Source organism: Spongiactinospora rosea (genome assembly GCF_003315795.1).
GTDB lineage: Bacteria > Actinomycetota > Actinomycetes > Streptosporangiales > Streptosporangiaceae > Spongiactinospora > Spongiactinospora rosea.
The window spans coordinates 1-13,208 of sequence record NZ_QMEY01000006.1; the positions used below are offsets into that span (position 1 = coordinate 1).

The 13,208-nt window shown below is 71.3% G+C and carries 15 protein-coding genes; 5 read left to right on the top strand and 10 right to left on the bottom strand.

Annotation, left to right across the window (positions count from 1 at the left end; translation table 11 throughout):
* The first annotated feature begins 1,005 nt into the window (after positions 1 to 1,005).
* Positions 1,006 to 1,386, top strand: coding sequence for an SgcJ/EcaC family oxidoreductase (locus tag DP939_RS16155; RefSeq protein ID WP_113981544.1), 381 nt, complete (start codon positions 1,006 to 1,008; stop codon positions 1,384 to 1,386).
* Positions 1,383 to 1,793, top strand: a complete 411-nt coding sequence (locus tag DP939_RS16160; protein ID WP_199565201.1) for a hypothetical protein — start codon at positions 1,383 to 1,385, stop codon at positions 1,791 to 1,793. The genes DP939_RS16155 and DP939_RS16160 overlap by 4 nt, the downstream gene beginning before the upstream one ends.
* 25 nt (positions 1,794 to 1,818) lie before the next feature.
* On the opposite strand, the gene DP939_RS16165 is transcribed toward DP939_RS16160, so the two are convergent.
* The 5 genes from DP939_RS16165 to DP939_RS16185 all read right to left on the bottom strand — a co-directional run bounded on the left by DP939_RS16165 (position 1,819) and on the right by DP939_RS16185 (position 5,409).
* Positions 1,819 to 2,121, bottom strand: a complete 303-nt coding sequence (locus DP939_RS16165; protein WP_113981545.1) for a hypothetical protein — start codon at positions 2,119 to 2,121, stop codon at positions 1,819 to 1,821.
* A gap of 130 nt (positions 2,122 to 2,251) precedes the next feature.
* Positions 2,252 to 3,295, bottom strand: coding sequence for an alpha/beta fold hydrolase (locus DP939_RS16170; RefSeq protein ID WP_113981546.1), 1,044 nt, complete (start codon positions 3,293 to 3,295; stop codon positions 2,252 to 2,254).
* Positions 3,292 to 3,552 carry an AbrB/MazE/SpoVT family DNA-binding domain-containing protein gene (locus tag DP939_RS16175; RefSeq protein ID WP_225878284.1) on the bottom strand — a complete coding sequence of 87 codons (261 nt, stop codon included), beginning with the start codon at positions 3,550 to 3,552 and terminating at the stop codon, positions 3,292 to 3,294. The genes DP939_RS16170 and DP939_RS16175 overlap by 4 nt, the downstream gene beginning before the upstream one ends.
* Positions 3,553 to 3,624: 72 nt before the next feature.
* Positions 3,625 to 4,803: a S1 family peptidase gene (locus DP939_RS16180; RefSeq protein WP_113981547.1), complete on the bottom strand. Its 1,179-nt coding sequence runs from the start codon at positions 4,801 to 4,803 to the stop codon at positions 3,625 to 3,627.
* Positions 4,804 to 4,908: 105 nt separating this feature from the next.
* A complete protein-coding gene (locus tag DP939_RS16185; RefSeq protein ID WP_113981548.1) occupies positions 4,909 to 5,409 on the bottom strand; it encodes an FBP domain-containing protein in 501 nt (166 codons plus the stop codon).
* Positions 5,410 to 5,479: 70 nt separating this feature from the next.
* Between DP939_RS16185 and DP939_RS16190 the strand changes: the two genes are divergently transcribed.
* A complete protein-coding gene (locus tag DP939_RS16190) occupies positions 5,480 to 6,055 on the top strand; it encodes a TetR/AcrR family transcriptional regulator (RefSeq protein ID WP_113981549.1) in 576 nt (191 codons plus the stop codon).
* A gap of 274 nt (positions 6,056 to 6,329) precedes the next feature.
* Complete coding sequence (locus DP939_RS16195; protein ID WP_199565202.1) at positions 6,330 to 8,168, top strand: S1 family peptidase; 1,839 nt, start codon at positions 6,330 to 6,332, stop codon at positions 8,166 to 8,168.
* Here the strand turns inward: DP939_RS16195 and DP939_RS16200 are convergent.
* The 4 genes from DP939_RS16200 to DP939_RS16215 form a co-directional block, all read right to left on the bottom strand.
* Positions 8,141 to 8,641, bottom strand: a complete 501-nt coding sequence (locus DP939_RS16200) for a universal stress protein (protein WP_158578597.1) — start codon at positions 8,639 to 8,641, stop codon at positions 8,141 to 8,143. The genes DP939_RS16195 and DP939_RS16200 overlap by 28 nt on opposite strands.
* Positions 8,642 to 8,808: 167 nt before the next feature.
* Positions 8,809 to 9,204, bottom strand: coding sequence for a hypothetical protein (locus DP939_RS16205; RefSeq protein ID WP_113981551.1), 396 nt, complete (start codon positions 9,202 to 9,204; stop codon positions 8,809 to 8,811).
* A complete protein-coding gene (locus DP939_RS16210; RefSeq protein WP_113981552.1) occupies positions 9,201 to 10,394 on the bottom strand; it encodes a cytochrome P450 in 1,194 nt (397 codons plus the stop codon). The genes DP939_RS16205 and DP939_RS16210 overlap by 4 nt, the downstream gene beginning before the upstream one ends.
* Before the next feature lie 35 nt (positions 10,395 to 10,429).
* Entirely contained in the window at positions 10,430 to 11,182 is a 753-nt protein-coding gene (locus tag DP939_RS16215) for an SDR family oxidoreductase (RefSeq protein ID WP_113981553.1), read from the bottom strand.
* Positions 11,183 to 11,377: 195 nt separating this feature from the next.
* On the opposite strand from DP939_RS16215, the gene DP939_RS16220 reads away from it, so the two are divergent.
* Positions 11,378 to 12,301 (top strand): RNA polymerase sigma-70 factor, encoded by a 924-nt coding sequence (locus tag DP939_RS16220; protein ID WP_113981554.1) that lies wholly within the window; start codon positions 11,378 to 11,380, stop codon positions 12,299 to 12,301.
* Positions 12,302 to 12,361: 60 nt separating this feature from the next.
* Here the strand turns inward: DP939_RS16220 and DP939_RS16225 are convergent, their stop codons facing one another.
* The gene (locus tag DP939_RS16225; protein WP_113981555.1) at positions 12,362 to 13,093 is read right to left on the bottom strand and encodes a DUF2306 domain-containing protein; all 732 of its coding nucleotides are present in this window, start codon (positions 13,091 to 13,093) and stop codon (positions 12,362 to 12,364) included.
* Positions 13,094 to 13,208: the final 115 nt, after the last annotated feature.

The window sequence follows — 13,208 nt, forward strand, 5'->3', positions numbered from 1 at the left end:
GTCCAGTTGACGGCCGCGGGCATCCAGCGCTCCAGCTCCGCCGGTACGCTGACCGCCCGCCACACGCGCTCTACCGGATAGGCGAGCACGCGTTCGAAGCGCAGCGCCGGGCGGCCGTCGATCGTTTCCAAAGTTCCGTCGGTCATGGATTCTCCTTCGGGTGTCGTTCGAGGCGTCAAGGATCCTCGGCCGGAACGGAGTTCATATTGCCATATGGAAATATGAACTGCAACTCGGGGTGAGCCCACGGCCGGGATCCGCGCCGCCATCCTCATCGGCCTGGCCCAGAGGCAAACAGCCCGGCCGCAAGTCCGCCCCGGCTTGTTCGCTTCACGCTGCCTGACCCGGCAGGGCAAGTGGTGGAGCGGCGGTTGGATGAGATCACATTGCCCACTGGGCTCTGCTCTCTCAGTGTTCACTGGCCGGACCGGCTGGTGATCTTCTGAGATGGTCCTGCTCCGAATCGGCGGCAACCCAGGGCCGCGGCAGATCTCGTTCATCGCCTCGATGACCGCACTCATCCGGTACAGGGTGCGGCTGCCCCGTTGTTCCCGGTCATCCAAGCGCGACTCGATCGCGTCCCAGAACTGGCTGATCGTCTTGCCGTCCATGCTGGAGAGCAGTTGTTCCCGGGTTCCTCAACCCCCATAACGCCCACCGGTTCATCAACCAGCCTGCCGAGCCGACGTGACAAGAGCGCGGCAGAATCAGCGACATTAACCGTGGCACGTCACAGACAGGCGGACCCCGCGCCGTAGACCGGGTCGGCCTGCCCGCAGAGCAGCACCACGCCGGGCCGTCCCACCACGCTCGCGTCCTGCTCAAACCCACCCAGCCAGCGGCACCAGTCGAAGACCTACCTGGCGGCTAGGGACAGGTTCGGGAGCAGCGGGCCTAGACCGCTGCCTGTTCGAGCCGATGACCAAGGTCTGCCTTGTGGCACCTTTTCCCATATTGCATCTTGCACTATAGTGAGGCGCGTTAATCGGAAAAGGAGATTTCACCATGTCCGACCACGCAGAGATCACCGGCATGCTCACCCGCCTCGCCGAGGCGTGGAACGCCGGTGACGCCACCACCTACGCCGCCCTGTTCACCGAGGACGCCGACTACATCACCTTCGACGGCACGCACACCAAGGGAAGAGAGATCATCGAGTCTGTTCACCGCCGGCTGTTCGAGGGGCCGCTCAAGGGCTCCACCATGGCCGTGGGCGGCGGCGAGGCGACGTTCAAGCCGCTGGCCGACGGGGCGATGCTGGTGATCTCCAGGGGCGGTACCACGCTGGCGGACCGGCTGCGCGCGTCGATCGTCTCCTTCACCGCCGTGCGCACCCCCGAGGGGTGGCGGTTCGCCTCGTTCCAGAACACCAGAGTGGCGTCATGACGAAGAAGAAGCTGGTCGCAGAGGCGGCCGGGATCATCGAGGCCGCGCCCGGCGAGGCATGGCACGCCCTCGCCGACGAGTTGCTGCCCGGCGGCAGGCGCGAGGGCCGGTTCTCCGTCCAGGACGCCCCCGGCCACACCTCGACGGTGGAGGTGAGCGGTCACACCATCGCGTTCCAGGGCGGCTGGTGGTATCGGGGCGAGTGGAGCGTCGAGCCGCATCCGCGGGGCACGCTGCTCGTCCATCGCGTCTTCAACGTGGCGCGGCGGGGAGGCTGGGCGGTGCCACTGGCCAACCGGCTGTTCATCGGGTTCGCCGAGAGCACGCGGGCGGGCCTGCTGGAAAGCCTCGCCCGGGTGGGGCGGCGGCTGGGCCGCGCCACGCACCCCGTGGGTCCGGGCGGCTGACGCCGTCCGGACCCACGGGCGCGGTTCAGTCGTCGTCGCGCCGGTCGCGCAGCCGGCGGCGGGCCTCGTGACGGCTGCGGCGGCGGTCCTCGCGCCGCAGGCGGTACCACTCCCGCCCTCCGGTGCCGTAAACGAACCGCATGTAGGCGAAGGGGGTGGCGCTCCAGTAGCAGCCGCTCGGGCGGTGGCTCAGGGACGTGCTCCACGCCGTGATCTCATCGGGCAGCGTGCAGACGCCGTCCCGGTGATCGTGTACGGGCACGCAGGTCACCGGCGGCCGGTCGGCCATCCGCACCCATAGCGGACGCGTCTTGTCGGTCTTGCTCATACGGTCACCTTTCGGCTCCGTGACACCCCGGGTTGGGGCCGTCACAAGACCGGATGCACCGTGATCACCTCCGATGGGCGGGGACGCGATATCCGCACGCTACCGCGACCGGGCGGCGCGTGCGCGTGAGTCAGCGGGGGCTGTGGATGACCCCGGAGGAGATGAGCTCTTCAGCGAACTCGGTCACGGCGGTGGTGAACACCTCCGGTTTGTCGTCGTGGGCGACGTGCTTGGCGTCGATCCGCTGGTAGACGGTCTGCGGGGCCAGTTCGCGCACCCGGCGGGCGTCGTCGTCGTCCATCGCGCCGACCAGCCCGTGCTTTTCGAACCGCTGCCAGTTGGCGTGCAGCAGCAGGACCGGGCAGGTCGTCCGCCGCAGCGCGGCCTCGGGGGAGAAGTCGCCGTAGAAGCGGCCGTCGACGAACGCCCTGGCGAAGTCGGGGTCGAACATCGACACCGCGCGGATCATCTCGTCCAGGAACCGCGGCAGCCAGCGCACCCCGAGGCTCGCCGGGCGGCCGGGGTGGCGGCGCTGGTACCGGGTGGCCAGCCGGTCCAGGAGGTCGACGAAGCGATCCGGCATCCGGATGATCTTGTCCTCGCCGATCGGGATCTCCTGGCGGTAGATGTCGGCCGGCCGCCGGTTCTCGATGTCGCCGAACGCCCGCACGGCGTATTCGAGGCTGCCGTACACCCACCGGTCCCGGTCGCGGAAGCGGGGCCACTCGGTGGAGAAGATCGGCGGGTCCTCCAGCACGATCGCCGAGACGTGGTCGGAGACGTTGGCGGCGCACCACAGCGCGAGGACGCCGCCGGAGGAGTTGCCGCTGACGATCGCGGGCCGGCCGATGACCTCGCGCAGGAAGTGCGCGAGATCGGTCCCCGCGGAGTCCCAGGAGTAGTCGCCCGGGGTCCAGGAGGAGTTGCCGTGCCCGCGCACGTCGACGGCGTAGACGGTGAAGTGCCGCGCGAGGTCGGGCAGCACCCGTCGATAGCTGCTCCACAGGCTCATCTGGCCGGGGACGAGCAGCAGCGGGACGCCCGCCTCCGGGCCGCGGACGTAGTTGATGAGCACGCCGCCGAGCTCGGCGCTCTCCTGCCGGAACCCGGCCTTGACCAGCTCGGGGGCCAGCGGTTCGCGCTGTCCTTCGAAGGGGTTGCGGTAGGCGGTCATCGGCCCGCCTCCCGTCCTTCGCCGGTGGCGGGCCCTTCCTCGGCGGCGAGCACCCCGCTGGCGAAGTGCCGGAATCGCTCGTTGTCCACCAGCGCGATGCCCTGGTTGCGGTCCACGAGCACCAGCAGGGTGTCACCCGCCTGCAGGTCGAGCAGGTCTCGCGCGTCCTTGGGGATGACGATCTGTCCCTTTTCCCCGATCTTCACCGTCCCCACGATGTAGCGGCCGTCCGGCCCCTCGATCATCTTCCCGGCCATGTGCCCCTCCTTCGCCTACTAGGGACACTATACCTACTTTTCCTACTTTTCACACCCCCGGGGGTGGCGCGGTCATCGGCCGGAGGCGGCTCCGGGCGGGGAGATGGCGGTGATCAGGGTCAGCCCGTAGGCGGCCAGCGCCTCGTTGACCGGCTGGAAGAAGGTGATCCCGCCGGTGCCGCAGTTGCCGGTGCCGCCCGACAGGAAGCCCTGGGCCAGCCCGCCCACGAGGAACGGTGCCCCGGAGTTGCCCGGTTCGGCGCAGACGTTGGTGCGGGTCAGGCCGCTGACCGTGCCGTCGGGATAGGTCACGCTGACGTTGCGCTGTTGGATGGTGCCGCAGTGGAAGGCCCCGTGCCCGGCCATGATGCAGACCCGTGAGCCCGGCAGCGCCTCGGTGGAACCCGTGACGACGGTCGGCCGGTCGCGGCCGACCAGGCCGACGGCCTTCCATGCGGGATCGAGGGACACCCAGCCGTAGTCGTCGCCCGGGTAGGAGGAGGCTTCCACCACGCCGATGGGGTCGGAGGACGCGGCGCCGCGCGCCCCGTTCAGGGCGGGGTGGCCGTAGACCGGGTCGCCGGGCTTGCCGCAGTGGCCGGCGGTGACGAACCCTTCCTTCTTCTGGCGGCGTACCGTGAAGCCGGCCAGGCAGACCTTGGAGCCGATCTTGATGCCGTCGGCGCCGCGGACGTCGGCGTAGGGCACGGGCCGCTCGGCGGTGACCTCGATCCGTACGGCGGCGCGGTCCACGCCGCCCCTGCGCACGAACGCCTCCCCGGCCGCCGCGTCCGCGGCCAGTACCACGACGCTGTTGGACCGCACGTCCACATGCCAGCCGCGGATCGCCCGGCCGGGGTTCCGCGTCCGGTTCAGCACGCCGGCGATCACCTCCAGAGAGGCCAAGGACCGGCTCACCACGACCGGCCGCGCGCCCGCGCGGGCCAGGGCCGCCGCGTCGGCGGCGTCGGTCGTGGCCACCACCAGCGCCCCGGTGTCATCCACCCACGAGCCGCCGAAGCGGGCGGCCAGGCGGGTGCGCAGCGCGGGTTCCCGTTCGGCCGCCCGGCGCTCGGCGGCCAGCACCTGAACGGCCTGCTCGGCGGTGAGGCCCAGGTCGCGCCGCATGGCCTCGATCAGCCCCGGCGGGTGGGCGGGAGGGGCCGGCTGTGCCTGGACGGGAGTGGCGGACGGTATGAGCGCGCTCGTCGCGAGCACCAGGCTCACGGCGGCAGCACGGATTCTGCGCATGGCGGCTCCTCAGATGGCGGTGCCGCCACGGTACGGCGGGCGGCGGCGGTGTGGACCTACCAATGCGGTCATCCCGCCGCGATATGCGAGGTGCCCGCCGCCTGGTCACATGGTGATCTTGTCCAGGAAGGCGTCCAGGTTGACGCGCAGCCGGGCGATCTTCTGCTCCACCGGCAGGGTCTCCGTCAGATCGCCGCTGCCCACGCTCTCCTTCCTGCCCCTCAGGTACAGCGAGCAGCCGAGGTCGCCGCAGAGGTACCGGCCGACGGTGTCGCCCTGGTACCCGGACCCGCGTACGCGGCCCGCGGCCATCAGCGCCACGCCGCCGCCGGCGTGCGTGGTCAGGCACAGCGAGCACATGCTGCGCGCGGTGAAGCCGCGCCCCCCGCCGCCGGAGGTCACCCGCAGCGCCACGCCGACCAGGCGGTCGCCGCGTTCGGCGACCAGGTAGGCCCGGCCGGGCGCGCCCGGATCGCGCCAGCCGAGGAAGTCGAGGTCCGCCCACGCCTGGCCGGCGAGGTCGCCGGGCAGGCCGAGCCGCCCGGCCTCGCCCTTGGAGCAGTTGACGAAGGACCGGCGGATGTCACTCTCTGTGATCTCCCTCATGAGTGAGAGGCTAATCAAAGCTAAGGCTATTATGCAAATTGATAAGCGGCTTAGCTTTTGGAGGACGACCATGGCCCGCGCGGGGGTGACCGTCGAGCGCCTGACGCAGGTGGCGGCGGATCTGGCCGACGAGATCGGCTTTGAGAACGTGACGGTCACGGCGCTGGCGCGCAGCTTCGGCGTCAAGGAGGGCAGCCTGTACTCCCACATCACCAGCATGCGGGACCTGCGGGTGAAGGTCGCGCTGTTCGCGCTGGCCGAGCTGGCCGACCAGGCCGGAGCCGCGCTGGCCGGGCGTTCGGGCAAGGACGCCCTGGTGGCCTTCGCCGACGCCTACCGCGACTACGCCCACGCGCACCCGGGGCGGTACGCCGCCACCAGGTTCAGCCTCGATCCGGAGACCGCGGCGGCCAGCGCCGGGGGGCGGCATGTGGAGATGACCCGGGCGATCCTGCGCGGTTACCGCGTCCCCGAGTCCGGGCACATCGACGCGATCCGGCTGCTGGGCAGCGTCTTTCACGGGTTCGTGAGCCTGGAGACGGCGCAGGCGTTCCAGCACTCGGCCCATCTTCGCGGCACCGGCGCCTCATGGTCGAAGATCCTTGACGCCCTGGACGCCACCTTGTCCAACTGGCCTTCGGACTGACCCCGCGATCCACCCCGAAATCGGTACAGCCTACGGATATCGCTACCGATGTCCGCCGGGTTTACCTTGAGCGCATGCGCTGCTCGGCGACGCCGGCCGGAGGGCCCACCCATGCCCTCCGCTCGGCGTACGCCTTCGGTGACGGCGCGGCCGGGCGCTGCCCCAGGGCCGATCCCTAGCCGTCCCCGGCCCGCCTCACCTCCGCCCACCACCCCCCAGCCGTCACGCGCACGACCTGCGCACCGGCGGCCCGCCCCGTGGAGGTCCCCCCACAATGAGACATCGACGACGATTCCTCACGGCGCTGCTGGCGGCGCTGCTCCTGGCCGCCGTGCCGCCCCTGATGCCGCAGGCGTCCGCGCGTACCGGACCGGCCCCGCAGGAGAATCCGGCCGATCCGGTGGGCGAGGTCCGCGACGGCGACATCGCCCTGCGCTACGGCGCCACCGGACGTACCTGGAGCACCCGGATCCACGAGCGGGGCGCGAGCTATGTGAAGGTGCACTTCGCGGCGTTACGGCTGCTGCCTGGCGACCGTGTCACGGTGAGCGACCCGGCGCGGCGCGAGGTGCACACCTACTTCGGCGACCCGGCGCGCGGCGCCAACGCCGGCGGCTCGGACCACACCGAGCACGGCCGGCCCGGGTTCGCCGCGCTGTCGATCGACGGTGACACCGCGGTGGTCACCCTGCACGCGCGCGTGCCGCGGACGGACGCGGCCCGGTTGTCCCGGCTGGGGTACGGGGCGCGGATCGACCGGTACTGGCGCGGCTTCACCGCCGCCGAGCAGGCCGAGCGGTCACGCACGCTGTCGGTGTGCGGTACCGACGCCCGCCGCGACGTGGTCTGCTACCGCGACAGTCACCCGACGGAGTTCGCCCGCAGCCAGGCCGTCGGCCAGCAGCTGCTCAACGGGCTCGGCTCCTGCACCGTGTGGCGGGTGGGCGACACCAACCGGCTGCTGACCAACCACCACTGCATGGAGAACGAGGCGGACCTGCGCGCCAGCGAGTTCGTCTTCGGCCGCCAGTGCGCGACCTGCGGCGGTTCGGACGCCCCGGCCGGCACCAAGGTGGGCCCGGGGCAGTTCATCAAGACCAGCGCGCTCAACGCGCTGGACTACACGCTGTTCAGCGTGAGCGACCTGGCCGCCATCCAGCGGTACGGGACGCTGTACCTCGAACCGCGCGAGCCGGTGGCCGGGGAGCGCATCTACATTCCCGGCCACGGTGACATCAAGCCCAAGCGGCTGTCGCTGTACGAGGACGCCCAGGGCGGGGCCACCTGCAAGATCGACGTGGTGTCGGCGGGGGTCAACACCGGTTATCGGTGCGACACCTCCGGCGGCAACTCCGGTTCGCCGGTGCTGGCCGCCGCGAGCCACAAGGTGATCGCGCTGCACCACCTCGGCGGCTGCCCGAACTGGGGCACCCGGATCACGCTGGTCTACAACGAGATCGCGGGGCTGATCGACAACACCCCGCCCACCGGCGGCGAGGAGTACCCGCTCACGGTCGTCCCGCACGAGGGGACCGTGGCACCCGATGGCGTGGTCAGCGCCCGGGTCATCACCCAGACCGTCGGCGGCCAGGTGCAGAACCTCACACTGAGCACGGAGGTGCTGCCTCCGGGGACGACGGTGGCCTTCAATCCCAGCACCATCCCGTCCGGCGCGGAGTCCACCATGGTGATCAACGCCCACGCCCAGACGCCGGCGGGCACCTATCCGATCAGGATCAAGGCGGCCGGGTCCACCGTCACCCACACAGCCCTTTACACCCTGCACGTGGCCGCGGCGTCGGGTTGCCAGGGTTTCGAGACCACCAAGACCGGGTCGCTGACGGCCTCGCAGACGCAGTACCAGCCGGACGGCCGCTTCTTCCAGACGACGGTCTCCGGCGCGCACCGCGCCTGCCTGGACGGGCCCGACTCGGCGAACTTCGATCTGTACCTGGAGAGGTGGAACGGCTCGGGGTGGACCACGGTGGCCCAGTCCACCTCCCCGGGCGCCGATGAGAGCCTGGCCTACACCGGCGCGGCCGGGTACTACCGCTACCGGCTGTACTCCTCCAGCGGCGACGGCGCCTACTCGCTGGGGTACGACGCGCCCTGACCGCCGTTGCGCGGCCGGTCCGGGGACCTGCGGGTTCCCGGGCCGGTCGCGGGGACCAGCAGGACGGGCCGGTCGGCGTGCTGGGCGAGGTGCCTGGCGACCGAGCCGGTCAGCAGGTGTGCGCCCAGTTCGTGGCGGGCGGCCCCGATGACGATCATCAGGGCGTCGTGGCGGGCCGCGAGGTCCAGCAGCCTGGGGGCGGGTTCGCCGTGTTCGACCTGGAACGTCCAGGGCAGCGGGTGACCGGCCAGCTGGGTTTCGGCCTGGGCGCGTTCGGCGGCGACGGCCTGCCCGGCCGCCTCCTCCCAGTCGGCGGCGTCCGGGTCGAGCGGATAGTCGTCCAGGTCCAGGACGTGCGCCACCAGCAGGCGGGCGGACAGCGGCAGGGCGAGGTCCGCGGCCGTCTCCAGGGCGGTCCGGGCGGCCGGGTGCCGGTCGTACCCGACCACCAGCCACTGCTCGCGAGGAGTCATCCGGCACGCTCCCGATCGTCCGGGCCGGCGGACGCCGGCCCGTTCATCTCCTACCCGGCCTGCGGCGATCGGGCCCTTCATCGCCGAGATCGGCGCAGGGTGAACCAGAAGGTGGGCACCGCGTCGGTGCCCAGTTCTGCACCCCCGACGGGTAGCCGCGGCCGGGTTCAGCCGGTGGTCCGGGCGGCGCGGGGCGACCACACCTGCGCCACCAGGGCGGCGCTCGCGCCGAACAGCGCCACGCCGAGAGGGACGTGCACGGCGGCGTCCCCGCTCCCGCCGGTCACGAACTGCACGCCGATCAGCACGAACAGGAGCGCGCCGATGCCCAGGTACCGCGCCGGTCCGCGGCCCGCCCGCCACACCAGCAGCGCCGCGATGATCTGCAGGACCACCGCGGCCGTGACGGCCCGGCCCGTGGCATGGTGCAACTGGGGGCCGCCCTCTCCGGCCAGGAGCCGTCCCGCGGTGATGCCCTGCACCAGCAGCGTGACGGCCACCAGCACCGTGCTCGCCTTCAGCAGGCCGAAGAACCGGGGAGGTACGGGCCGCTCCGCGCTCACCAGGTCACCTGCAGCGCCCGCAGGCCGTACACGATGCTGAAGGCCCGAAATTCGGCCTGCTCGTGCGGGTCGGCCAGGGCGAGGCCGGGGAAGCGCCGCAGCAGTTCGGGGAAGGCGATGCGCATCTCCATCCGCGCGAGCGGCGCCCCCAGGCAGTGGTGCACGCCGTGGCCGAAGGCGACGTGCCCGGCAGCGCCCCGGGTGATGTCGAGGGTCGCCGGATCGTCGATGAAGGCCGGGTCGCGGTTGGCGGCGGGAAACGAGCAGATCACCAGCGATCCGGCGGGGATGACATGCCCGGCGACCTCCACGTCCGCCGTGGTGGTGCGCGGCGGCAGCGCGTGCACGATGGACAGCCAGCGCAGCAGTTCCTCCACGGCGGGCTCGGCCAGCGCCGGGTCCTTGCGGATCAGCGCGAGCTGGTCCGGGTGCCGCAGCAGGGCCAGGGTGCCCAGGCCGAGCATGTTGGAGGTGGTCTCGTGCCCGGCCAGCAGCAGCAGTCCCGCGATGCCGACCAGTTCGTCGGTGCCGAGGTCGTGGCCGTGCTCGCGTACCAGCATGCCCAGCATGTCCTCACCCGGGTCGGCCTGGGCGCGGGCCACCAGTCCGGCCATGTAGGCGCGGTCCTCCCGCTGCGCGGCGACGCGCTGGTCGATCGGCAAGGAGGTGTCCAGCAGGCGCGCGGAGCGGTCTTGGAACTCGGCGCGGTCGGCGTGCGGGACGCCCAGCAGTTCACAGATCACCAGCGAGGGCACCGGCAGCGCGAAGTGCTCGACCAGGTCGGCCGGCTTGCCGGCCCGCTCCAGGTCGTCCAGTGCCGCGTGCACGATCTCGGTGATCCGCGGCTCCAGCGTGCGCATCCGCCGTACGGTGAACTCCGGGGTGAGCATCCGGCGCAGCCGCGTGTGCTCCGGGGGGTCGAAACCGATCAGCTGCCCGGCCCGCATCGTGGCCGCCTCTTCGGCGTTCATCCGCTCCGATCCCGGGATCGGCGTCAAGGCGCTGCTGAACCTGGCCGGGTCCGCGAGCACCTGGCGGACGTCCTCATGGCGGCAGATCACGTACGCGGGCACGCCGAACGGCGTCTGTACCTTGATCACGCCCTCCTCGTCGCGGACCCGGGCCAGTTCCTCGGCCGGGTCGAGCCCGTTCCTCTGCATGTGCAGCGGCAGTTCCGGGGCTTGCGTCATCGATATGTCCTTTCGTCCGGTTTGCTTGCGGATTGTCAGAGCTGGGCGTCCAGCCATTCCTGGAAGGTGGGTCCGGCGAGCTTCGCGTGCGGGCCGGGCAGGAAGGCGCCCTTGGCGGCGATGCCGGCGTCGGGCATGCCGGAGCCGTCCACGGCGACGACCTCGACGCCCCGGCGGGCGCCGAGCAGCCGGGCCGCCTCGGCCATGATCTCCGTGCGGGGTCCGGCGATCTCGGGGATCGGCGGCCCCGGGGCGGCGGGGGCGGTGGCCAGGTCGGCCAGTTCCTCGGCCACCGTGCGGCAGGCCACGAGCTGGGTGGGCAGGGCGGGAAGGTAGGCGACATCGCCCTGCCGCCAGTCCAGGAGCGAGCCGACGAACTCGTGGAACTGCGCGGCCCGCAGGATGCGGACGGGGAGCGGGCCGGAAAGGAGAAGTTCCTCGTGCGCCTTCTTGGCGGCGAGGAAACCGGCGGTGGCCTTGTCGGCGCCGATGATGGACGCCATGGCGATCTGGGCGACCCCCGCCTTACGGCCGTATTCGTGCAGGTTGCGGGCCGACGTGCGGAAGAACTCCGTCGCCGCCTCCTCCTCGGAGGAGTGCCAGGAGGCGACGTCGATGATGACCTCGGCCCCGGCGAGCGCCTCGGCGAGGCCCTGGCCGGTGATGACGTCCACGCCGGTGGCCCGGGACATCGGCACGACCCGATGCCCGCGTTCGGTCAGGACGTCGACGACGTGGCGGCCCAGCCGCCCGGTCGCCCCCGCCACCGCGAACGTGGTGATGCTCACGTTGTTCCGCCTTTCTGCCGTCTTTCCGCCGTGTGGACATGCGCGACGGCTTGATGACCACAAGACGCCGGTGCCTCGATGCCCGTAACAGCGCGGCCGTGTGACGTAGGCCACCTGCCGCGGGTGTTACAAAGTGGTGGGGGCCGGCGTCTTGTGCGCGTGGCAGTGCTGGGAACGAACACGGGGGAGCCGGGCATGACCGAGCGCAGCAGGCGAGGCGCCGACCCGCGTACCGGCCGCGCGGACTCCGCCACCGAGGTGTTCGTCGCTCACCGCAACCTGCTGTTCACCGTGGCCTACGAGATGCTGGGCTCGGCGGCCGACGCCGAAGACGTCCTGCAGGAGACCTGGCTGCGCTGGGTGGACGTCGATCAGGACTCCGTGCGGGAGAAGCGGGCCTACCTGGTGCGGATCGTCACCCGGCAGGCGCTGGACCGGCTACGGGTGCTCGGGCGGCGCAGGGAGTCCTACGTCGGGCCGTGGCTGCCCGAACCGCTGCTGACCACGCCCGATGTGGCCGAGGACGTCGAGCTCGCCGAGAGCGTGTCGATGGCGATGCTGCTGGTGCTGGAGACGCTGCAGCCGACCGAGCGGGCGGTGTTCGTGCTGCGCGAGGTGTTCGATCTGGACTACGACGAGATCGCCGAGGCGGTCGGCAGGAGCCCGTCCGCGGTCCGCCAGCTCGCCTACCGGGCGCGGTCGCACGTCGCCGCCCGCCGGCCGCGCGGCACCACCTCCCCGGCCGAGACGCGCGCCGCGCTGCTGGCCTTCCAGCGGGCCCTTGAGACCGGCGACCTGCAGAGCCTGCTGGACATCCTGGCTCCGGACGTCGTCGCGCTGAGCGACGGCGGCGGAGTCAGGCACGCCCTGCCGCGGCCCGTCGTGGGGATCGACAAGGTGGCCCGCCTGCTGACCGTCGGCTGGTGGAAACACGACGTGGAACGGACGGTGGAGCTGGTTCAGATCAACGGCGGCCCCGGGCTGCTCGTGCGCGTCGACGGGGAGATCGACGGAGTGCTGGCGGTGCGCCTGGAGAACGGCTACGTCACCGGGGCCTACCACGTGCGCAATCCCGAGAAGCTGTCACATGTGCAGCGGGAGACCACCGTGACCCGTTGATCGGGCCCGAAGGGCCTGTGGTGGCGTCGCTGCTCATCCCTGAGCCGGCGGTTCGCCGGGTCAGCCGTTCGTTCCGGTGGGGATCGGCGCTGCGCCCTCGTTCTGCGCGGCGGCGTCGTGGCGCTGCCGGCGGCGGGCCAGCGGCATCAGGGTGCGGTGGATGATGAAGTACTCGGCCACGACCGCGTTGATCAGGATGGAGGCCCACACGCTGGTGGTGTAGACGTCCTCGAAGGCCAGGTCGGGGACCGCCGCGCGCACCGCCATGCCGATCATCAGGTAGATCCGCAGCGTCACCGCGGCGAAGGTCAGGGCGTAGTTGCGGATCATCCAGATCCGGTGCAGTTGCACGTCGCCGCGGCGGATGGCCTGGTACGCCTTGCCCACCGTGTACAGCCACGCGGCCGTGAGCAGGTAGAACGCGACCTGGGAGGGGAGTCCGTCCAGGGAGTAGGTGGCGGCCACGATCGCCGCGATGGAGCCGGCCACGATCGAGATCATGTAGATGCGGCCGAGGACCCGGTGGAGCTTGGGCCTGTTGACGCGGAGGCGGGTCATGAACTGCAGCGGGCCGATGATCAGGACCAGGCCGCCCGGTACCGCGTGGACCACCAGGGAGAGGTAGTGCAGGGCCACGTCGGGGCGGAGCGGCAGGGCGCTGTCGGCGGGGTCGCCGGTCAGGTACGGCGGTACCGCGTAGGCGGCGATGCCGATCGCGAGCACGGCCATCAGGCTCCACAGGGTCCACCACCAGCGGCGACGGGCGGTCCGGGACAGGGGGGTCGTGGTCATCTCGATCCTAATGCTAGTGAGTGGTCACTATCTTGAGTGAAAAAAGAGATCAGCGGGCTCACGCAGGGAACCGGCGGCGGTGATGGAGTGCGCCTTGTTCATGCGGCGCGATGAC